Annotated in this window: 18 protein-coding genes, 2 pseudogenes and 1 riboswitch; of the genes and pseudogenes, 17 read left to right on the top strand and 3 right to left on the bottom strand. The window is 64.0% G+C overall.

Features of this window, described 5'->3' with window-relative positions; genetic code table 11:
* Complete coding sequence (locus FYJ92_RS15385) at nucleotides 1-1,230, bottom strand: MFS transporter (RefSeq protein WP_185261472.1); 1,230 nt, start codon at nucleotides 1,228-1,230, stop codon at nucleotides 1-3.
* On the opposite strand from FYJ92_RS15385, the pseudogene FYJ92_RS15380 reads away from it, so the two are divergent.
* The 4 genes and pseudogenes from FYJ92_RS15380 to FYJ92_RS15365 all read left to right on the top strand — a co-directional run.
* Nucleotides 1,229-1,879 (top strand): annotated as a pseudogene (locus tag FYJ92_RS15380) (hypothetical protein); the annotation flags it as partial. The gene FYJ92_RS15385 and the pseudogene FYJ92_RS15380 sit on opposite strands and share 2 nt — an antisense overlap.
* A gap of 188 nt (nucleotides 1,880-2,067) precedes the next feature.
* Nucleotides 2,068-2,562, top strand: coding sequence for a hypothetical protein (locus tag FYJ92_RS15375; RefSeq protein ID WP_185261471.1), 495 nt, complete (start codon nucleotides 2,068-2,070; stop codon nucleotides 2,560-2,562).
* Between the two features lie 134 nt (nucleotides 2,563-2,696).
* A complete protein-coding gene (locus tag FYJ92_RS15370) occupies nucleotides 2,697-3,311 on the top strand; it encodes a DUF305 domain-containing protein (protein WP_255482147.1) in 615 nt (204 codons plus the stop codon).
* 149 nt (nucleotides 3,312-3,460) lie between these two features.
* A complete protein-coding gene (locus FYJ92_RS15365; RefSeq protein ID WP_185261469.1) occupies nucleotides 3,461-4,810 on the top strand; it encodes an APC family permease in 1,350 nt (449 codons plus the stop codon).
* Between the two features lie 156 nt (nucleotides 4,811-4,966).
* On the opposite strand, the gene FYJ92_RS15360 is transcribed toward FYJ92_RS15365, so the two are convergent.
* Both FYJ92_RS15360 and FYJ92_RS15355 read right to left on the bottom strand, forming a co-directional pair.
* On the bottom strand, nucleotides 4,967-5,554 hold the full coding sequence (locus FYJ92_RS15360) for a hypothetical protein (protein WP_185261468.1): 588 nt from the start codon (nucleotides 5,552-5,554) through the stop codon (nucleotides 4,967-4,969).
* Between the two features lie 95 nt (nucleotides 5,555-5,649).
* Nucleotides 5,650-6,177, bottom strand: a complete 528-nt coding sequence (locus tag FYJ92_RS15355; protein WP_185261467.1) for a DUF421 domain-containing protein — start codon at nucleotides 6,175-6,177, stop codon at nucleotides 5,650-5,652.
* 252 nt (nucleotides 6,178-6,429) lie between these two features.
* Here FYJ92_RS15355 and FYJ92_RS19350 point away from each other — a divergent pair.
* The 13 genes and pseudogenes from FYJ92_RS19350 (at nucleotide 6,430) to purU (ending at nucleotide 20,560) form a co-directional block, all read left to right on the top strand.
* A pseudogene (locus tag FYJ92_RS19350) lies at nucleotides 6,430-7,736 on the top strand (DUF2254 domain-containing protein).
* Nucleotides 7,737-7,892: 156 nt separating this feature from the next.
* Nucleotides 7,893-8,243: a helix-turn-helix transcriptional regulator gene (locus FYJ92_RS15345; protein ID WP_185261466.1), complete on the top strand. Its 351-nt coding sequence runs from the start codon at nucleotides 7,893-7,895 to the stop codon at nucleotides 8,241-8,243.
* Nucleotides 8,240-8,773: an SRPBCC domain-containing protein gene (locus tag FYJ92_RS15340; protein ID WP_255482144.1), complete on the top strand. Its 534-nt coding sequence runs from the start codon at nucleotides 8,240-8,242 to the stop codon at nucleotides 8,771-8,773. The genes FYJ92_RS15345 and FYJ92_RS15340 overlap by 4 nt, the downstream gene beginning before the upstream one ends.
* A gap of 30 nt (nucleotides 8,774-8,803) precedes the next feature.
* The gene (locus FYJ92_RS15335) at nucleotides 8,804-9,154 is read left to right on the top strand and encodes a VOC family protein (protein WP_255482143.1); all 351 of its coding nucleotides are present in this window, start codon (nucleotides 8,804-8,806) and stop codon (nucleotides 9,152-9,154) included.
* A gap of 161 nt (nucleotides 9,155-9,315) precedes the next feature.
* On the top strand, nucleotides 9,316-9,984 hold the full coding sequence (locus tag FYJ92_RS15330) for a thioredoxin domain-containing protein (RefSeq protein WP_185261465.1): 669 nt from the start codon (nucleotides 9,316-9,318) through the stop codon (nucleotides 9,982-9,984).
* Between the two features lie 209 nt (nucleotides 9,985-10,193).
* Nucleotides 10,194-10,291: riboswitch (glycine riboswitch) on the top strand.
* 159 nt (nucleotides 10,292-10,450) lie between these two features.
* Nucleotides 10,451-13,303: an aminomethyl-transferring glycine dehydrogenase gene (gcvP, locus tag FYJ92_RS15325; protein ID WP_185261464.1), complete on the top strand. Its 2,853-nt coding sequence runs from the start codon at nucleotides 10,451-10,453 to the stop codon at nucleotides 13,301-13,303.
* A gap of 22 nt (nucleotides 13,304-13,325) precedes the next feature.
* On the top strand, nucleotides 13,326-14,438 hold the full coding sequence (gcvT, locus tag FYJ92_RS15320) for a glycine cleavage system aminomethyltransferase GcvT (protein WP_185261463.1): 1,113 nt from the start codon (nucleotides 13,326-13,328) through the stop codon (nucleotides 14,436-14,438).
* A 114-nt stretch (nucleotides 14,439-14,552) separates the two neighbouring features.
* Nucleotides 14,553-14,936 (top strand): glycine cleavage system protein GcvH, encoded by a 384-nt coding sequence (gcvH, locus tag FYJ92_RS15315; RefSeq protein WP_185261462.1) that lies wholly within the window; start codon nucleotides 14,553-14,555, stop codon nucleotides 14,934-14,936.
* Complete coding sequence (glyA, locus tag FYJ92_RS15310; RefSeq protein WP_304632635.1) at nucleotides 14,933-16,267, top strand: serine hydroxymethyltransferase; 1,335 nt, start codon at nucleotides 14,933-14,935, stop codon at nucleotides 16,265-16,267. The genes gcvH and glyA overlap by 4 nt, the downstream gene beginning before the upstream one ends.
* Before the next feature lie 104 nt (nucleotides 16,268-16,371).
* Entirely contained in the window at nucleotides 16,372-17,769 is a 1,398-nt protein-coding gene (locus FYJ92_RS15305) for an L-serine ammonia-lyase (protein ID WP_185261461.1), read from the top strand.
* A gap of 13 nt (nucleotides 17,770-17,782) precedes the next feature.
* The gene (gene lipA, locus FYJ92_RS15300; RefSeq protein WP_185261460.1) at nucleotides 17,783-18,793 is read left to right on the top strand and encodes a lipoyl synthase; all 1,011 of its coding nucleotides are present in this window, start codon (nucleotides 17,783-17,785) and stop codon (nucleotides 18,791-18,793) included.
* Nucleotides 18,794-18,820: 27 nt separating this feature from the next.
* Nucleotides 18,821-19,651 carry a methylenetetrahydrofolate reductase gene (locus FYJ92_RS15295; protein ID WP_185261459.1) on the top strand — a complete coding sequence of 277 codons (831 nt, stop codon included), beginning with the start codon at nucleotides 18,821-18,823 and terminating at the stop codon, nucleotides 19,649-19,651.
* Nucleotides 19,652-19,705: 54 nt separating this feature from the next.
* Complete coding sequence (gene purU, locus FYJ92_RS15290) at nucleotides 19,706-20,560, top strand: formyltetrahydrofolate deformylase (protein ID WP_185261458.1); 855 nt, start codon at nucleotides 19,706-19,708, stop codon at nucleotides 20,558-20,560.
* The last annotated feature ends 59 nt before the right edge of the window (nucleotides 20,561-20,619 follow it).

The following is a 20,619-nucleotide window of genomic DNA, read 5'->3' as shown; positions in this document are numbered from 1 at the left end:
TCACCCTTTCCTGCTGGCCGGTTCTGCGCCGGTCCTGGCGGCTGCCGGCCAGAATTTCAGGGCCGCTACTGTACTGATCATAGCCACCAGGGCCAGGACTGCTGCGGCCGCGGGCTGGCCGGCGGACGCGCCGATCCAGCCGGCTACGGGGTAAGTGATGATGAAGCACGCGTGGGAAAGGGAGAACTGGGCGGTGAAGATACGGGTCCGTGTGCTTTCCGTTGCAGAGCGGCGCAGTAGCCGCGCCGAAGGGGTGCTGATCATCGAGGTCCCGGCCCCCAGGGCAACCCAGAGCCCCAGCAGGATGTGCCATGGCCCGGCGGTGGCCAGCAGCACAAACGTGCCGGCGAGGCCAAGGCCAAGAAGCGCAGCACCGGTCATCATCAGTGAACGGTCCGCTATTCGGTCCAGCGCCCTGGGTGTGCTGAGCGCTGCAGCCATCGAACCGGCGCCGAAACAGGCCAGGGCGATGGCGACGTCGGCGTTGGATCCTGCGAAAAGGTCCCGGGCATAGACCACGGTGTTGACCAGCACCAGGGCAGTAGCGGCCGCCACGGCCAGATTCAATGCGAGGAGGCCGCGCAGTTCCGGCGTCTTCGCGAAGATCCTTGCGCCGAGGGTGGTGCGGTGCCAGAGTGATCCTTCCTGCTTCACGGCGGTGGCCGTGGGCAGCTGCGTGGTCACTACCAGTGCCGCCGAGAACATAAAGCCTGCCACGGTGCCGAGGAAAAGTTCGTGGAACGTCATGACGGACAGGAGTGCGGCGGCCAGGGCCGGGCTGACCAGGGATTCCAGGTCATACGCAAGGCGGGAGAGCGACAGGGCCCGCGTGTACTGCCGTTCGTCGGGAAGCACCGCCGGGATCAGGGACTGGAAGGCGGGCGTGAACGTCGCCGAAGCACTCTGGAGCACAAAGACCAGCACATAGATCTGCCAGGCCTGATCCACAGCGGGCAGGATCAGAGCGATTCCGCCACGGATCAGGTCCGCGCCCACCAGCACGGCCTTTTTCGGCAGTTTTTCCACCAGTGCCGCCATGACTGGCGCGACGAAGACGTAGGCCAGCATCTTTATGGTCAACGCTGTCCCCAGCACGGCCCCGGCCTGCGCTCCGGCAAGGTCGAACGCCAGCAGTCCGAGGGCCACCGTCAGCAAGCCGGTCCCCAGCAACGCAACGATCTGGGCTGTGAAGAGCTTTCGAAAGGTGCGGATGGCCAGAACTTCGAGCATGAGGATCCCTCAATCAAAACAATATGTGCGTACTTATGCACTCATTCTAGACCTGCCGCCTGCGGCGTGCTGCGCTAAGCGCACCGATCACCACGGCCACCACCGTTCGCCGGTCAGCGACGCCGACCCGAAGCTGGCTCCGCCGCATGAGCCGCCCGGCACGCCGGCGCCATCGCATCAGCATCACCACCACCCGGACGATCATGCGGTGCACAATCATGGCCAGCATGCCGGGCATAGCACGGCCATGTTCAAGGACAGGTTCTGGCTGACGCTGGCACTGTCGGTCCCGGTTGTCTATTTCAGCCCGATGTTCGGACACCTTCTGGGATATATGCCGCCGGACTTCCCGGGGCCGGCCTGGATCCCTCCCGTTTTGGGAACGGTCATCTTCGTCTACGGCGGCTTGCCGTTTCCTAAGGGCGGCCTGCATGATTTGAAGTCCCGGCAGCCGGGCATGATGCTGCTGATAGCCATGGCCATCACGGTCGCGTTCGCAGCGTCCTGGGCGACCAGCCTGCGGATCGGAACTTCGATCTGGACTTTTGGTGGGAACTGGAGCAGTTGGCCTGGTTCGGTCCGGGCTCGGATGCCAGCCGACGGGACCATCGTTGACGGGCAGGCCGAGTTCGACGAGTCCATGATCACCTGTCCCGGTGGGTGGGCTGGCGCTGCTGCGCCCCTCAACGCCCAGCCGCTGAGGCGGGTGAAACTGAACCCATCACAGGTTCGTTAAACCACCCTCAGGCCATCGGGGCCGACGTAACGCATCCCCACGGATCGACGCGCCGGTGCCGGTAGCCTGGAAAGACCACTACTCAGGGAGGACGCCCCGTCGTGGCCACACAACGCACCATGCCCGGATCCGCCCTGCTCACAGCGGGCCTGCTGTCCGCCGTGGTGGCGCTGACCGCCGGGATCCTGGGCATGCACGTTATGACGGGTACCCATTCGATGCACGCCTTCACGGCCGTCACCGGTACGCCCTCTGCCGCTGTCGGCTCAGTTTCGACCACCACGGACCGTGAATCCACAGGGCACTCCGGTCATGCGGGTGCCTCCCAGGAACGTGCCGCGTCAGGGGACGCGGCAGCTTCGGGTACGTCCGCCTCCCCGGCGCAGTGTTCCTGTTCGGGAAACTGCACTAACCAGCACACGATGAGTGCCTCCTGCATCCCCTCGGTCGCACCAGGTGGCCTCTCAGCGCCCGCACCGAACGACACACCATCGATAACGGCGCCGTCCCAGACCTCCACCATCATCGCCCGGAGGGTATGGTCATACAGGCTTGGCAGTCCTTCTCCAGCCGAATTGTCCATCAGCAGAACATAGACGCCTCCTCTTCCGGTCCCGGCCTTTTCCCGTACCGCCGGCCGGTCAGCAGCCGTCGGGCTCTATCGCTGATACAAACTCACCCTTCCCGCGGCCGTCTGCGCGCCCCGAGAACCCTTTCGAAGGACCTGATCTTGATTATCACCAAGAAGTTTTTGCCCCTTACAGCTGCTGCCTTCGCGGCGGCGATCGCCCTGGCCGGTTGCGGCGCATCCGGCACTGGTTCCGGTTCCTCCGGGACGTCCATGCCGGGAATGGACCACGGCAGCTCCTCATCGGGCCCCGCGGCGGCCGGGGACCATTACGCCGCGGACGTGATGTTTGCCCAATCGATGATTCCGCACCACTCCCAGGCTGTTCAGATGAGCGAGATGATCCTGGAGAAGCAGGACATCCCTGCCGATGTCACCCCTCTTGCTACCCGGATCAAGGAAGCCCAGGGCCCGGAAATCGAGAAAATGACCGGTTGGCTGACGGCTTGGGGAGAGTCAACGCAGATGCATGCCGGGCACACCATGGACGGCATGATGGGCGCCGAAGACATGGCGAAACTCGAGACCGCCCAAGGGGTCGAGGCCGCCAGGCTCTTCCTGACCCAGATGATCGCCCACCATCAAGGTGCCGTGACGATGGCCAAAACCGAGACCACGGACGGCAAGGATGCCGCGGCACTCCAGCTCAGTAAAGACATCGTGAGCGCCCAGGAAACGGAGATCAAAGAAATGCAGCAGCTGCTGAACACCCTTTAATCCCCTCCCAAAGCGGGCTGCTGACCGCGCCGCAAGGCCGGTCAGCCGCCCGCGGCATACCATCGACCCTGTCCGCTGGTGACGGCGGACGGCGCCTGAGAGGGTCGGTTACCGTGGTACTGCGCAACGACTCCGGAAAGGAATCTCTGATGGGTAAGGGCTCCACCTCACAGAAGAACCAGAAGCTGTCTCTGACCGGATCCGTGGCCCTTGGGACAGGGGTGATGATCGGGGCGGGGATTTTCGCTCTCGTGGGGCAGGTCGCCGAGCTGGCCGGTGGCTGGGTGCCGTGGGCGTTCTTCGCCGGTGCCGTAATCGTGGCTTTCAGTTCTTATTCGTACATCCGTTACTCCGCTGCGAACCCGTCCTCGGGCGGGATTGCGATGCTGCTTAAGGCCGCCTACGGGCCAGGAGTGGTCGCTGGGTCCTTTTCGCTGTTCATGTATGTGTCCATGATCCTGGCTGAGTCCTTGCTGGGCCGCACCTTCGCCACCTATCTGCTGCGGCCCTTTGGTTTGCAGAGCTCGGTCCTGTGGGTGCCGGTCCTGGCGGTGGCCGCGATCGCGGTCGCTGCCCTGGTGAATCTGGTGGGCAACCGGTGGGTTGAGGGATCGGCCACGGTAACGGCGGCGATCAAGATTATTGGTATCGCCGTGCTGGCCATCGCGGGTATCCTCGCGGCCGGCGTGTCGTCCCTGGGCCGGTTGTTTACCGTAGCGGACCGCACGCCGCCGGATCAGGGGTGGCTGGGCTACCTGGCCGGGGTCACGCTGTGCATCCTGGCGTACAAGGGCTTTACCACGATCACCAACCAGGGCGCTGACCTGCGCAACCCTGAGCGCAACATCGGCCGGTCCATCATGATTGCCATCGGCCTCTGCACCGCGCTCTACCTGCTGATCACCGTAGCGGTGACCGGCAGCCTCACGGTCGAGCAGATCCTCGGGGCCCGGGACTATGCCCTGGCAGAGGCCGCCGTGCCGACCTTCGGCTCCTGGGGCGTGACGCTGACCGTGGCGATCGCTGTGGTCGCCACGCTCTCCGGACTGGTGGCCAGTCTGTTCTCGGTCTCGAAGCTCTATGACATGCTTCGAGACATGGGGCAGGTCCCCGGGCTGCCCGGGCAGGAGGGTCACCAGTCGCTGTACATCACCGCGGGACTGGCCATGGTGATGGCCGCGTTCTTCGACCTGTCCCAGATTGCCTCTCTCGGAGCCATCCTGTATCTCGCCATGGACATCGCCATCCACGTCGGTGTAATCCGCCACCTCAGAAGGGACATCGAGGCCAAGGTCTGGATCCCGTGGACGGCCATCGTGCTCGACACCGCCGTGCTCGTGCCGTTCGTGCTCATCAAGGCCCAGTCGGATCCGCTCACCATCGTGATCACCGTTGTCGTGGCCGCAGTGATCACTCTTGCCCAGTGGATCGTGGTGCGCCACCGGCGTCGGGACGGCGCACCCTCACAGGAAGCCTCGCCCCAGGACCACCCCAGCTGACGCGTACCCCCGCGTCCTTCTGCTGCTCATGCGCCACGTCTACCGTGCGGGTCCGGGTGTGACAGGTCCGTGACTGTGGCTTACGGATCAAAGTCATTGTTTGGTGCGGGAAATAGCTGCTGCGATGCTTGAGCACTTGTTGGCCCGTAGCGACGCTTAGTCTTTCTCTCTCAGGAAGTAGGCGCCCAGGGTCCCGGCGAGGGTGGCGAAGACGGCCACGGAGTAGATGGCCAGAAGGACCTGGATGATGCGGGAGAATAAGCTGGTGCCGGTGATTCCGCTGCCCGTGATGGCTGCCATGGCTGACTCGTAGAGGGATTCGGCGTAGGAGTCGTGATCGCCTGTCGCGTAGAGGAGCTGGCTTGATGCCAGGATGACCACCGCGGTGATGGCGGTGAGCCATCCGATCCGGCCGGTCAAAAGCCTCCCGGCCGAGCGGGAACCGCGTACCCCTGCTGAGAGGATCGACCCATAGCGGGCCAGCCTGGCGATGCGGACAAATCTGAGTGCCTGCAGGGCACGGAAGAACCTGAGGAACGGTACGAGCAGGAAAATCGCCTGCCACCAGCTTTTCTTCCAGAAGTCCTTGCTGAAGCCTGCGATGGAGGCACGTAACAGGAATTCCGCCACGAACACGGCCCAGAACACCCAGCCCACAATGGCGAAAACTCCGGCCATGACCGGCTCTGTTGCAACGAGCTGGCCAAGCACCACAAAAAGGAAAATGACACCCAAAATCCCCATGGGCTTATCCAGGCGGCGGGCCACCCTTTCGGCGGTGTGAAGCCGGTCACGTCCCGGGAAGCTACCGCCGGGACCGGGGCTTTGCCCGGAGTCCGTCATGCGCTGTGTGACCCGGGCGCGTTTGGGACACCTTCGAGGGCTGATCCGTTGCCGAGTTTGTCCTTAGGGATCACGCGGATGCTCCCGTTGGTTTCCAGGACGACTGCGGCGATGTCGGTTAGATCCCCGGATCCGGTGGACCGGACGGCCTGCAGCACCTCGGACTCGCTGAGGCGGTTCCTGCGCAGCTGGGCATGCTGAATCTGGCCGGACACCACCAAAGCCACAGGCCGGGCTGTGACAGCGGCCCTGGCTCCGGGCACGTGCGCGGACGCCCAGGCGATAAGGAACTGCAGCCCCGCCAGCAGCGCCAGCGCCGCGAACCCTTCAAAGAAGGTGACGTCGGAACTGAGCAGGATGGTCGCCAACGTTGATCCGAGGGCGACGGTGATAATGAAGTCGAAAGCGTTCAGTTGCCCCAGGGTCCTTTTGCCCGAGACCCGCAGGAGCCCCACCAGGGCCGCATACGACACCGTGCCGATGATGAGGACGCGCAGGATCTCCGACCAGGAATCAAACCACATGGGATTCCTGCCTAGTCTCCAACATGACTTGGGCTTCTCTTGGCATGGGCACTCCCTGTGATGTTGAAGGGGTTTGGGCTGCTGTTACGGACAACGGGACGTGCTGGACAGTAAGCTTAGTATTCCGGTTCAGCCAGCTTCGAGCCAGTAATTAGGATACGGATAACGGGGAAATGGATTCCCGGTGTCTGCTCCACTGACGGGAGTGAAGTCAATGACTGAAGCACCTGTAATGCCGACCGGGCGTTGCCGATGACGGGGCGCGGCGCGCACTGGATGGACGCTTTGCGGACACGGCTGTGGCCGCTTCCGGTGTTGGCGGTCGCCCTGGCCGTTGTCCTGGGAACGGCGGTGCCCGTCCTGGATGCTGCAGTGGACGACGAACTGCCCGAAGGTATCACGGTGTTTCTCTTCAGTGGAGGGCCGGAGGCGGCCAGGTCTGTTTTGCAGGCGATCTCGGGTTCCCTGATCACGGTGACGTCCCTGACGTTTTCACTCACCGTGGTCACGTTGCAGCTGGCCAGCAGCCAGTTTTCCCCGCGGCTGCTGCGGACTTTTACCTCGGATCGGTTCGTCCACGGGACCCTGGCCCTCTTTCTGGCTGCCTTTGCTTTCGCGTTGACCGTCCTTCGAAGCGTCCGCGGCGAAGGCAGCGGAATTAGCCCGTTCGTACCTGAAATTTCCGTGACTGTCGCGTTCGTTCTTGCCATAGCAAGTGTCATTGGGCTGGTGCTCTTTTTGGCGCATCTCACCCGGGAGATCCGGGTGGAAACCATGATGCGCAGGGTCAATGTGGAAACCCAGGAATCCATCGACCGGGTCTTTCCCGAGGGGCGTCCTCCCCGTGGACCGGAACCAGTCCCGGTGTCCGAAAAGTTCCTCATCGTCTCCACCAGTTCAGGGTTCCTGACCTCCCTTGACAAGAGCGCACTGATGAGGGCGGCGGAGGAGTCCGGCGCCGTGATAGGGATAGACCGGGAACCGGGCAGCTCACTGGTGGAGGGCGTTCCCTTCGCCACCGCCTGGCCCGCCAAACCGGGAGCAGCGCTCACCACCTCAGTCAGGTAAAAGCTGACTGATGACGCCAACGCCGCCGTGTCCACCGGTTTTGAACGCACCAACGTCCAGGACGTCGGATTCGGATTCCGCCAACTGGTGGATGTCGCCGCCCATGCACTCTCCCCGGCATCAACGACCCCACGACCGCAGTGCACGTCATCGGGCACCTCTCCGTTCTCCTATGTCGGCTGGCAGGGAGAAGCCCCGGCCCCGAACACCTCACCGACGATGCCGGGCGGGTGCGGGTGGTGGTTTCACTTCCGGAACTCCACGACCTCCTCGACATGGCAATGAACCAGCCCAGGCAATACGGAGCGGCAGATCCGAGAGCATCTAGGCCTCCTCCGCAACACCATCGCAGCCGCCGATTATTCCGCGAGCGAACGACGGACCCTGCTGGAGCGGGCGGAGGCCATAAACCTCATACAGACAAAGAACCTGCATCCCGGAGGGAACCTGAACCCATGAAAACCCGGCACTGCCGGGGATGGTGCAAATAACGGTGCCCACCACCGGGGAACGGTGTCAACAGACCTGGGTGAGAATGTCAATCTGATCGGGGCCCACCTGACCGTGGGATTGCAGTATTATCGGGGCCCGCTAAGCGATCATCCAGTCTCGTATTTGCGTTGATACGTAATTAGGCTGGGGCGCAAATGGACGAATTGACTACGATCTTCCTTGCGTTGGCGGATCCCACCCGCCGTGCTCTGCTGGCGCAGTTGCAGCAGGGCGAGGCGACGGTGACCGAATTGGCCGCTCCGCACTCGATTAGTGTGCCCTCCGTATCACGCCATCTCAAAGTGCTCGAGCAGGCCGGGCTGATCACGAAGTCCAGATCTGCGCAGTGGAGGAACTGCCGGCTTCAACCCGCACCGCTACGAAAGGTTGAGGAATGGATGGGCCCGTACCGCGATTTCCTGAGCACCCGCCTGGATCGCCTTGAAGCTCAGCTCGCCACAACACCCGAACGGCCCGGGGCTCGCACTGAACCGGAGGATAGATGACGACTGATTACCAGCCACAGGATCGAAGCTTCACCCTTACCCGAATTCTTGCTGCATCTCGGCAGTCGGTGTTCAGGGCGTGGACTGACCCTGATCACCTAGCCTGGTTCTATAACCCTGACATGCCTACGCCGACCACACCCATTGAGGTGGACCTCCGGGTTGAGGGAACGTGGAAGCAGCAGATGATCGTTAATGAGGGCCTCAGCTACCCCACCGGGGGGATTTACCTGGAGATCGTTGCCGACGAACGACTCGTCTTCCGCTGGGGAGCCGTCGGAGGCTGGCCCGAACTCGACGGCGAGAACGAATTTACCGCTCCTGTGGTCACGGTGCAGCTCAACGAGCTGGGCACCGAAACAGAGCTCGTCCTCACAGTTCGGTTCTCTGAGCATCTCGAAATCGAAGAAGTGCAAAAGCTTATTCTCGGCGGCACTCAGGAGGGCTGGGGTGCCACCATCGATCGGGTTAAGGACAGCACTGCCATAACGCCCAAAACCCATGGGCGCGTGGAAGGGCCCCAGATCTAAGTCTACTTTCCCGGAACGGCGCGGGAAGCATTGAACTTTTACGCGGATGTTTTCGGCGGTGAGCTGTCCCTACACACCTACGAGGACTTCGGCAGGAGCGACGGCCCGCCAGAAGCCGTAGCTCATGGTGTGCTCAACGGCGTCGTTGCTCTGGCAGGATCGGACGCAACCGAAGGCCAAACAACGGTCCGGCTCGAAGGCATCATGCTCTCGCTGCTGGGAACCGCCGAACCGGCAGTACTCCATGAATGGTTCGACAAACTCTCCGTTGACGGGTCCGTGCTCGATCCGCTCTCGCCAAAGCCCTGGGGCGCGTCCGATGGACAGGTCATTGATCGTCACGGACTTCACTGGCTCGTCGGATACGAGCCCGCGACATGAGCGACGCACGGCTCCTTGCTCAGCGTGACGAGAGACCTGGCTAAGTCAACCCCCGGACCGGCATCGGGCGTCTACGGCCGGGGTGTGCTGTCCGACGGCGGCGCGGCCAGCTCTGGTTATGATCGAGGTACCTGGTTTCTGATCTGAGGGGACACCAACCAATGAGTGCTGTCACTGTTGCGCGCAACGTTCGAGTAGCAATCTGGACCCTGCTGGGGGTCCTCGTGATTGGCGGCGTGATCTGGTTTGCCTTGTTTACCGCGAACAAACCCGCGGCGCCCGCGCCGCAGGCATCCGCTGATCCCGCGATTGTCAGGGAAGACAGCCACAGGCTCACCACCCCAGCGACCGAGAAAGCCCAGCTCGTCGAATTCTTGGACTTTGAATGCGAAGCATGCCGCGCTGCCGAACCCTTGGTGAACGAACTGAAAAAGGACTACGGGGACCGGATCACGTTCGTTCACCGCTACTTCCCGCTGCCGGGCCACCTGAACTCTGGCGCCGCAGCCCTCGCCGTCGAAGCGTCCGCACGTCAGGGCAAGTACGAGGCGATGGCCACGAAGCTATTCGCGGCCCAGCCGGAGTGGGGCGGAAAGCAGGACTCGCAGGGCGCCCTGATCCGGACATACGCCGAAGCGCTTGGCCTGGACATGGCCCGGTTCGATCAGGACGTTGCGGCCGAGGACGCCAAGGACCGGATCCGCCGGGACATCGCCGACGGCAAGTCCCTCGGCGTCACCGGCACCCCGACGTTCTTCCTTAACGGCGAAAAACTCACCCTCAACACCGAAGCCCAGTTCCGGCAGCTGCTCGACGACGCCGCCAAGTAGCGCTGTGCAGGCGGCTATGTTTCCGGGCGTGTGAGGATGAGGAGTTGCCGGGTCGCCCGGGTCATCGCGACGTGTGAGCTATCGATTGAAAGTAGGGAACGTGCCCGATTTCTACGGCGATGCGACGCCGTCGCCCGTGGAAATCTTGCTAGCAGCCGGGAACCCGGCTAAGCTGTGAGACGTGTCACTGACGAAGTGGCACATGCTTTTGATCTGCGGCGGGAGAGTCCTGCCGGTACGTTCAGCAGGCGCCGTAGGAGCAAATCCTCTCCGGGAATCTCTCAGGCCCACGTACCGCCGCGGTTAGGCAACTCTGGAAAGTAGTCCGGTAACGGGCTCACCGACGGTGCAAGTGTCACCCTGTAAAGCGGGTAGGCGCGGAAACTCTCAGGTCCAATACAGAGCGGGGAGGAACCCGAATCAATGTGGCGTACCCAGCGCGCCACCTGAATTATGGAGTTCCTTCATGACCATCCAGTCGTCCCCCTCCACCTTTGCCGATCGGCATATCGGTGCTCGCCGCCAGGCCGATATTGACACCATGCTCAAGGCCGTCGGCTATGACAGTGTTGACGGCCTTGTGGACGTTGCTGTCCCGGATTCCATCCGCCAGGCCAAGCCGCTGGCTCTCAAGGACGCCCTGAGTGAGGTTGAGGTCCTTGCTGAGCTGCGGAAGCTGGCTGCGAAGAATAAGACTGCTGTGCAGATGATCGGGCAGGGTTATTACGACACGGTGACGCCTGCGGTGATCCGCCGGAACATCCTTGAGGCCCCGGCCTGGTACACCGCGTACACCCCGTACCAGCCCGAGATTTCCCAGGGCCGGCTCGAGGCGCTCCTGAATTTTCAGACCATGGTCCAGGACCTCGTGGGGCTGCCCATCGCGAACGCGTCGCTGCTGGATGAAGCCACCGCGGTGGCCGAGGCTGTGCTGATGATGCGCCGGGCGAACAAGAACAAAGAAGCCCGCGACGGCAAGACCGTCCTGGACGCGGATTGCCTGCCGCAGACCATCGCCATCGTGAAGGGCCGCGCCGAAGCGCTCGGGTTTGAGGTGGAGGTCGCTGACCTGTCCAAGGGCCTGCCCGAGGGCGTCATCAACGGCATCGTGCTGCAGCAGCCGGGTGTGTCCGGCCGGGTCTTCAACCACGCCGCCGTGATTGCCGCTGCGAAGGAGCGCGGCGCGCTGGTCACGGTCGCTGCTGACCTGTTGGCGTTGACGCTGATCACCCCTCCCGGGGAGCAGGGTGCGGATATTGCTGTCGGTTCGACCCAGCGTTTCGGGGTGCCGTTGTTCTTCGGCGGCCCGCACGCGGCGTATATGGCGGTGGCGAAGGGCCTGGAGCGGTCCATGCCCGGCCGCCTGGTGGGGGTGTCCAAGGATGACGCCGGTGTCCCGGCGTACCGTTTGGCGCTGCAGACCCGTGAGCAGCACATCCGCCGTGAGAAGGCCACGTCCAACATCTGTACCGCGCAGGCACTGCTGGCCATTGTCTCCTCGTTCTACGCTGTTTACCACGGCCCCGATGGCCTGAAGGCAATCGCCGAGCAGGTCCACCGCAACGCCCGCACCCTGGCCACCACGCTGAAGGTCGCCGGCCGCGACCTGGTCACCGAGACCTTCTTCGACACCGTCACCGTGCGCGTCCCCGGTAAGGCGGCCAAGGTCATCGCCGCTGCCGAGGCACGCGGCATCAACCTGCGCCACATCGACGAGGACACCATCGGCGTCAGCATTGATGAAACCACGACGACGGATGTCCTCTCCGCGATCGCCGTCGCCTTCGGTGCCGGTCCCGTGGTGGACGCGAAGGGTTTTGACCTGCCCGAATCGGTGCTCCGCACCTCCGAGTACCTGCTGCACCCGGTGTTCAACACGCACCGTTCCGAGACCCAGCTGTTGCGTTATATCCGCAGGCTGAGCGACCGGGACCTGGCCCTGGACCGGACCATGATCCCGTTGGGTTCCTGCACCATGAAGCTGAACGCCACGGCGGAGATGGAAGCCATTTCCTGGCCGGAGTTCGCCTCGATCCACCCGTTCGCCCCGGATTCCCAGACCGTGGGCTGGCGCGAACTGATCGGCGGGCTGGAGTCTGACCTCGCGGAAATCACCGGCTATGACCAGGTCTCGCTGCAGCCGAACGCCGGGTCCCAGGGTGAGCTCGCTGGCCTGCTGGCGATCCGCGGGTACCACCTGTCCCGGGGCGATGACCAGCGCACGGTCTGCCTGATTCCGGCTTCGGCGCACGGCACCAACGCCGCTTCGGCCGTCCTGGCCGGCATGAAGGTGGTTGTGGTGGCCACGGCTGCGGACGGCAGCATCGATCATGCTGACCTGAACGCCAAGATCGGGGCGAACAGGGACGTCCTTTCGGCCATCATGATCACCTACCCCTCCACGCACGGTGTCTATGACGCGGACGTGACCGAAATCTGCGACGCCGTGCACGCGGCGGGCGGCCAGGTCTACGTGGACGGCGCGAACCTGAACGCCCTTGTGGGCCTGGCGCAGCCGGGCAAGTTCGGCGGCGACGTCAGCCACCTGAACCTGCACAAGACCTTCTGCATCCCGCACGGCGGCGGCGGCCCCGGCGTTGGTCCGGTCGCAGCCAAGGCCCACCTGGCACCGTTTATGCCCAGTGACGCCAACAAGTCAGCCCACGAAGCGGGCCACGGCGTGGCGATCAGCGCATCCAACTACGGTTCCGCGGGTGTCCTGCCCATCTCGTGGGCGTATGTGAAGCTGATGGGTGCCGAGGGCCTGACCGAGGCGACGAAGTCGGCGCTGCTTGCGGCGAACTACGTTGCGGCGCGCCTGAACGAGTACTTCCCGGTCCTTTACACCGGTGAGGGCGGACTCGTGGCGCACGAGTGCATCCTGGACCTGCGTGAGCTGACGGCGAAGACCGGCGTGACGGCTGAGGATGTGGCCAAGCGCCTGATCGACTACGGCTTCCATGCCCCCACCCTGGCGTTCCCGGTGGCGGGCACGCTGATGGTGGAACCGACCGAGTCCGAGGACCTTGGGGAGATCGACCGGTTCATCGACGCGATGATCACCATCCGGAAGGAAATCGACCAGGTGGCCAGTGGTGACTTCAGCGTCGAGAACAGCCCGCTGCGCCACGCACCCCACACCGCGTCCGCCGTCGTGAGTTCCGATTGGAACCGTGCGTACCCGCGCGAGCAGGCTGCCTTCCCGGTCCACCACCTCAAGCAGGACAAGTACTTCCCGCCCGTAGGCCGCATCGACGGCGCAGCCGGGGACCGCAACCTGATCTGCTCCTGCCCGCCCATCGAGGAATTCGCGAACTAGTTTCGTGTGAAAGGCTTTCATAATGACTGAGAACTACACCGCTCTTTACGAAGAGCACAAGAAACTCGGCGCTTCCTTCACCGATTTCGGTGGCTGGCAGATGCCCCTGAAGTACAGCTCGGAGTTGGCCGAGCACCACGCGGTGCGCAAGGCTGCGGGCCTGTTCGACCTCTCTCACATGGGCGAAGTCTGGGTTTCCGGCCCGGAAGCCGGCGCGTTCCTGGACTACGCACTGGTGGGCAAGCTCTCCGCCATCGCGGACGGCAAAGCCAAGTACTCACTCATCTGCAACGCCGACGGCGGCATCATCGATGACCTCATCGTCTACCGCTTTGGCGACGAGAAGTACCTCGTGGTCCCCAACGCTGGCAACGCACCCACCGTCGCCGTCGCCCTGGCCGAACGCGCCGCGGCTTTCAACGTGAAGGTGGAGGACGCCTCCGCCATCACGTCGCTGATCGCCGTCCAGGGCCCCAAGGCCGAGGCCATCCTGCTCAAGTTGACCGACGAGGCCCAGCACGAACTGGTCACGGGCCTGTTGTACTACGCGTTCAACGAGCCCACCGTGGCCGGCCACAACGTCATCCTGGCCCGCACCGGCTACACCGGCGAAGACGGTTTCGAGCTCTTTGTAGAGAACGACGCCGCCGCCTCCCTCTGGGCGTCCGTCGCCGAAGCTGGGGCCGAGTTCGGCATCGTCCCGTGCGGCCTCGCTTCACGCGATTCGCTCCGCCTCGAAGCCGGCATGCCGCTCTACGGCAACGAGCTTTCGCTCGAACGGTCACCGTTCGATGCCGGCCTGGGCGGCGTTGTGGCACTCAAGAGCAAGGAAGGCGACTTCGTGGGCCGCTCCGCCCTGGAAGCCGCCAAGGAAGCCGGTTCGAAGCGTAAGCTTGTGGGCTTGAAGGGACTCGGACGTCGCGCCGGCCGCGGGCACTACCCGGTACTCAAGGACGGCGCCGTGGTAGGCGAAGTCACCTCCGGCCAGCCCAGCCCCACTCTTGGCTACCCGGTCGCGATGGCCTATGTCGACGTCGAGCACGCCGAAATCGGCACAGCCCTGGACATCGACCTGCGCGGCAAGGCGGAGCCTTTCGAGGTTGTCGCCCTGCCGTTCTACAAGCGCCAAAAGTAGTCTCCAGACGCTCTCTCACTTAACGCACGTTTTAGGCCAACGCTCTCTCACTTAATGCGGTGTTTGGGCGGACGCTCTCTCACTCTTGAACTCTAAACTTAAGGAATAGACAACATGGCTAAGGTTGCCGCTGAACTGAAGTACTCCGCCGAGCACGAGTGGATCTCCACTCATGGCTCGGGCCCGTCCGTTGTTGGCGTGTCTGCTGTTGCCGCTGAGGCGCTGGGCGACATCGTCTACGTTGACCTGCCCGAAGTTGGCTCCACGGTGACCGCGGGGGAGACCTGCGGCGAGATCGAGTCCACCAAGTCCGTCTCCGACCTGTACTCCCCGGTGACGGGTGAGGTCACGGAGATCAATGACGAAGCCGTCGGCGATCCTGCACTCATCAACTCCGATCCCTACGGTGCCGGCTGGCTGTTCAAGGTGACCGTCGAGTCCGAGGGCCCGCTGCTGTCCGCGCAGGAATACGCCGAAGTAAACGGTGGCGAACTGTGAGCGCCGCTGCCGCGGCCGCGGGCACAATCAGAGTCTTTGAGCAGGTAGTTTCCGCGAGCCTGGACACCGACCTGTCGGTGCTGGACCCGGAGATCGCTGCCAAGATCGATGACGAACTGGGCCGCCAGCGCAATGGCCTGGAAATGATCGCCTCGGAGAACCACACGGCCGTTGCCGTGATGCAGGCGCAAGGCTCGGTCCTGACCAACAAGTACGCCGAGGGTTACCCGGGCAAGCGCTACTACGGTGGCTGCGAGCACGTGGACGTCATCGAGCAGCTGGCCATCGACCGGGTCAAGGCCCTGTTCGGTGCCGAGTTCGCCAACGTGCAGCCGCACTCCGGCGCCCAGGCCAACGCCTCGGTCATGCACGCGCTGATCAAGCCGGGCGATACCATCATGGGCCTGAACCTGGCCCACGGCGGCCACCTCACCCACGGCATGAAGATCAACTTCTCCGGCAAGCTCTACAACGTGGTCCCCTACCAGGTCCGCGAAGACACCCACACCATTGACATGGCCGAGGTGGAGCGCCTGGCGCTGGAGCACAAGCCGCAGCTGATCGTTGCCGGCTGGTCGGCCTACGCCCGCCAGCTGGACTTCGCCGAATTCCGCCGGATCGCCGATCTGGTGGGCGCCTTCCTGATGGTGGACATGGCGCACTTCGCCGGACTGGTGGCAGCTGGCCTGCACCCGAACCCGGTGCCGCACGCCCACGTCACCACCTCCACCACGCACAAGACCCTCGCCGGTCCGCGCGGCGGCATCATCCTCTCCAACGACGCCGCGATCGCCAAGAAGATCAACTCGGCCGTCTTCCCCGGACAGCAGGGCGGCCCGCTGGAGCACGTCATCGCCGGCAAGGCCGTGGCCTTCAAGATCGCAGCAACACCGGAGTTCAAGGAACGCCAGGAACGCGTCCTGGCCGGCGCCAGCATCCTGGCCGACCGCCTGGTCCAGCCGGACGTCACCGCCAAGGGCATCAACGTGATCTCCGGCGGCACCGACGTCCACCTGGTCCTGGTTGACCTGCGCAACTGCGAGCTGGACGGCCAGCAGGCCGAGGACCGCCTGGCCGCGATTGACATCACCGTCAACCGCAACGCTGTGCCCTTCGATCCCCGCCCGCCGATGGTCACTTCCGGCCTCCGGATCGGCACCCCCGCGCTGGCAACCCGTGGTTTCGGCGAGGCAGCCTTCCGTGAAGTTGCGGACATCATCGCCGAGGCATTGATTGCCGACGCCGACGCGGACCTTTCCGGCCTGCGTCACCGGGTAGAGGCACTCGCCGCCGCCCACCCGCTGTACCCGTCAGTCGCTCCCCTCAGCTGATGGAGTTTTTGTCCAGATAATGCAGCTTTTGAGCTCGTTTAGGCCCATTATCTGGACAAAAACTCCTGACTGGTCACGAAGAATTATTTAGTTAGGAAACGCACATGGCCGTTGGAGTCTTTGATTTGTTCTCCGTCGGGATCGGGCCGTCGAGTTCGCACACCGTTGGCCCGATGCGGGCTGCCGCGGTGTTTGCCGAGGAGCTGAAGGGTTCCGGCCACCTGGACAAGGTGGCGGGGCTGCGGGTGGACCTGTACGGGTCCTTGGCAGCGACGGGCCACGGCCACGGCACCATGACGGCCATCCTGCTGGGCCTGGAGGGTTTCCACCCCGAAAAGATCCTGCCGGCCGAGGTAGAGGAGCGGCTCGCCGCGATCGCCGAAACCGGCACCCTCCAGCTCGCCGGCTCCGTACCCCTGCCCTACGGGGTCAAGGACATGGTCCTGCGCCCGCTCACTGTCCTGCCGCGGCACACCAACGGCATGACCTTCACAGTCAGCGACAAAGAAGGCGAGGTCCTGCACAAGGCCACGTTCTTCTCCGTGGGCGGCGGCTTCATTGTCCGCGAAGGTGAAGAGGACGCGGCCCTGAAGGAACTCGACGAGTCCAAGCAGGAACTGCCGCTGCCGTTCCGCACCGCGGCCGAGCTGCTGGGCCGGTGCCAGTCCAAAGGCCTGTCCATCGGCGAGATCATGTTCGTCAACGAGCGCGCCTCCCGCACCGAACAGGAAATCCGCGAAGGCCTGCTGCACATCTACTCCGTCATGGAGGAGTGTGTGGCAACCAGCCTCAAGCGTGAGGGGCTGCTGCCCGGCGGACTGAAGGTCCGCCGTCGTGCTCCGGACTGGCGTGAGCGCCTCGAAAAGGAGGACAAGGACCGGGACCCGAAGTACTGGCAGGAATGGGTGAACCTCATCGCCCTGGCAGTGAACGAGGAGAACGCGTCGGGCGGCCGGGTTGTCACGGCACCCACCAACGGTGCCGCGGGGATCATCCCGGCAGTCCTGTATTACGCACTGCATTTCGCACCCGGGATGGACAAAGCCACGCAGGAAGACCGCGACGACGTTGTGGTCAAGTTCCTGCTCACGGCCGGTGCCATCGGGGTGCTGTACAAGGAACAGGCGTCCATTTCGGGCGCCGAGGTGGGCTGCCAGGGCGAGGTGGGGTCGGCGTCGTCCATGGCGGCCGGTGCCCTCGCCGAGGTCATGGGCGGCACACCCCAGCAGGTGGAGAACGCCGCGGAGATCGCGATGGAACACAACCTGGGCCTGACGTGCGATCCGATCGGCGGGTTGGTCCAGGTGCCGTGCATCGAGCGCAACGCGATCGCGGCGGCGAAGGCCATCAACGCCGCGAAGATGGCGCTTTGGGGCGACGGCACCCACCGGGTGTCGCTGGACGAGGTGATCGTGACCATGCGCGAGACCGGCAGGGACATGAGCTCCAAGTACAAGGAAACAGCCATGGGCGGCCTCGCCGTCAACGTAGTGGAATGCTAAGGGAAGAGTATTAATGACACTGGCACCAGAAGGCCGGAAGCTGCTGCGCGTTGAGCAGCGTAACTCTGCAGTACCTGTGGAGCGGAAGCCGGAGTGGATCAAGGCGAAGGTCCAGATGGGTCCGGAGTATGTCCAGCTCAAGAACCTGGTTAAGAAGGAAGGCCTGCACACGGTGTGTGAGGAGGCCGGCTGCCCGAACATTTTTGAGTGCTGGGAAGACAAGGAAGCGACGTTCCTGATCGGTGGCTCCGAATGCACCCGGCGCTGTGATTTCTGCCAGATCGACACGGGCAAGCCGTCCCCGGTTGACATGTTTGAGCCCGCGAAGGTGGCCCGCTCGGTCCTGGCCATGCAGCTGCGCTACGCCACCGTCACCGGGGTGGCCCGGGATGATCTGGCCGATGAGGGTGTGTGGCTCTATGCCGAGACGGTGCGGAAGATCCACGAGCTGAACCCGGGCACCGGCGTCGAACTTTTGATCCCTGACTTTTCCGGCAAGCCCGAGCACATCGAGGCGATCTGCGATTCGAAGCCGGAGGTCTTCGCGCACAACGTCGAAACCGTGCCCCGGATCTTTAAGCGGATCCGGCCCGCGTTCCGGTATGACCGGTCGCTGGATGTCATCACCCAGGGCCGGAACCTGGGCATGGTGACCAAGTCCAACCTGATCCTGGGCATGGGTGAGACCCGCGAGGAGATCTCCGCGGCGCTGCGGGACCTGCACGAGGCCGGCTGTGACCTGATCACCATCACCCAGTACCTGCGCCCGTCCGAGCGGCACCTGCCGGTGGACCGCTGGGTCAAGCCGCAGGAGTTCGTGGACCTCCAGGACGAGGCCAAGGAGATCGGCTTCCTCGGCGTCATGTCCGGACCCCTGGTCCGTTCCTCCTACCGGGCCGGCCGGCTCTGGGCCACCGCGATGCGCAAGAAGGGCTGGGAAATCCCCGCCCAGCTCGCCCACATCGAGTCCTCCGGCAGCACCCGCCAGGAAGCCAGCTCACTGCTGGCAGCCCACGCCAGCTGACCCTTCGATATCAGGAAAGGACCGAAGATGCTCCCTACAAGAATCGAAATCATCCCCTCAACCGGGATCGTTGACCAGGTCCGGGCGCTGGTTCCGCTGACCACCACGCTGACCATAACGTGCCTGCCGCACCACGGTGTCGAGCGGACCATGCGCACGTCGGTGGAGCTGAGCGACTTCGGCTACACCGTTATCCCGCACCTGGCCGCGCGCAGCATTCATGACCGGGCCGAACTGACCCGGATCATGCGGGACTGCGACGGCGCGGGCATCGGCGAGGTGTTTGTGATCGGCGGCGACCGGAAGCAGCCCGCCGGCCCGTACGGGTCCGCCCTGCCGCTGCTTGAAGACCTCGCCCAGTACACCGGCGGCCGGATGCGCGCCGGCGTGGCAGGCTACCCGGAAGGCCACCCGACCGTGGCCGCCCTGGACCTGCTCGAGGCCCTGCAGGACAAGCAGCTCCTGGCCACCCACGTGGTCACCCAGATGTGCTTCGATGCGCCCAAAATCCTTGATTTCGCGGCGCTCCTGCGCCGTGAAGGCGTGAACCTGCCCGTCTGGGCGGGTGTGGCGGGGTCCGTCCCGCGGACCAAACTGCTGGCACTTGCCACGCAGATCGGCGTCGGAAGTTCCCTGAAGTTCCTCAGCAGCAAAGGAACGCTGGCGCGCAAGCTGCTCAGCGGCGACCGCTACTCACCCCATACCCTGGTGGCCGGGCTCGAAAGCCAGCCCGGCATCGCAGGGATCCACCTTTACAGCTTCAACAACCTCGATGCGGTCCCCAATGAAGCGGGCCACGCATCATCCCCAACGGCACTCCAGCCAGCATTGATTCGAGGAGCAGCACGTGAGCAGTAAGACCACCGTTTCCCCCCAAACTCCCCACCTGGCCGAGGCGAAGGCTTCACGGGAGTGACAACCGAACACGTTCTGACGGTCAACTGCGCCGAGTCCCCGGGGATCGTCCACGCGATCACGGGGTACCTGCTGGATCACGGCTGCGACATCATCGACACCAATCACTTCGGAGACCGCCAGGCCCAGCAATTCTTTATTCGGGTGCATTTCGCGGCAGGGAAGACGGCCTTCAGCACCGAGGACCTGCGCCGGGACTTCGAGCCGCTGGCCGCTGAGTGGGCCATGAACTGGCAGCTGGAACCGCACGGCCGCAAGCGCCGGGTCCTGGTGATGGTGTCCAAGTTCGGGCACTGCCTCAACGACCTGCTGTTCCGGGCCCGCACAGGTGATCTTCCGGTGGAAATCGTGGCCGTGGTCTCGAACCACACGGACCACGAAGAGCTGGTCAAGTGGCACAACATCCCGTTCTTCCACCTCCCGGTCACCCAGGAGACCAAGCCTGCGCAGGAAGCCCGCCTGCTGGAGCTCGTGGACGGGTTCGAGGTGGAACTGGTGGTCCTGGCCCGGTATATGCAGGTCCTCAGCGATGAGCTGTCGGCCCAGCTGACGGGCAAAACCATCAACATCCACCACTCGTTCCTGCCCAGCTTCAAGGGCGCCAAGCCGTACCACCAGGCCTATGACCGCGGCGTGAAGACCGTGGGCGCTACGGCGCACTACGTCAACGCCGAACTGGATGAGGGACCGATCATCGCCCAGCAGGTCATCGACGTGGACCACACGTACACGGCCGATGACCTGGTCCGCGTGGGCCGCGACGCTGAGAGCAAAGCGCTCAGCAACGCGGTCCGGTGGCACTGTGAAGGCCGGGTAATGCTCGACGGCGGGCGCACGGTCGTTCTGCGCTGACCGTTCGGCGCGTCCCACGGTGCAATGCCCGACGGCGCAATGCCCGACGGCGGGAGCCG

The sequence above is a fragment of the Pseudarthrobacter sp. NBSH8 genome, assembly GCF_014217545.1.
Taxonomy (GTDB): domain Bacteria; phylum Actinomycetota; class Actinomycetes; order Actinomycetales; family Micrococcaceae; genus Arthrobacter.
This window is presented reverse-complemented; position numbering and strand designations above follow the sequence as displayed.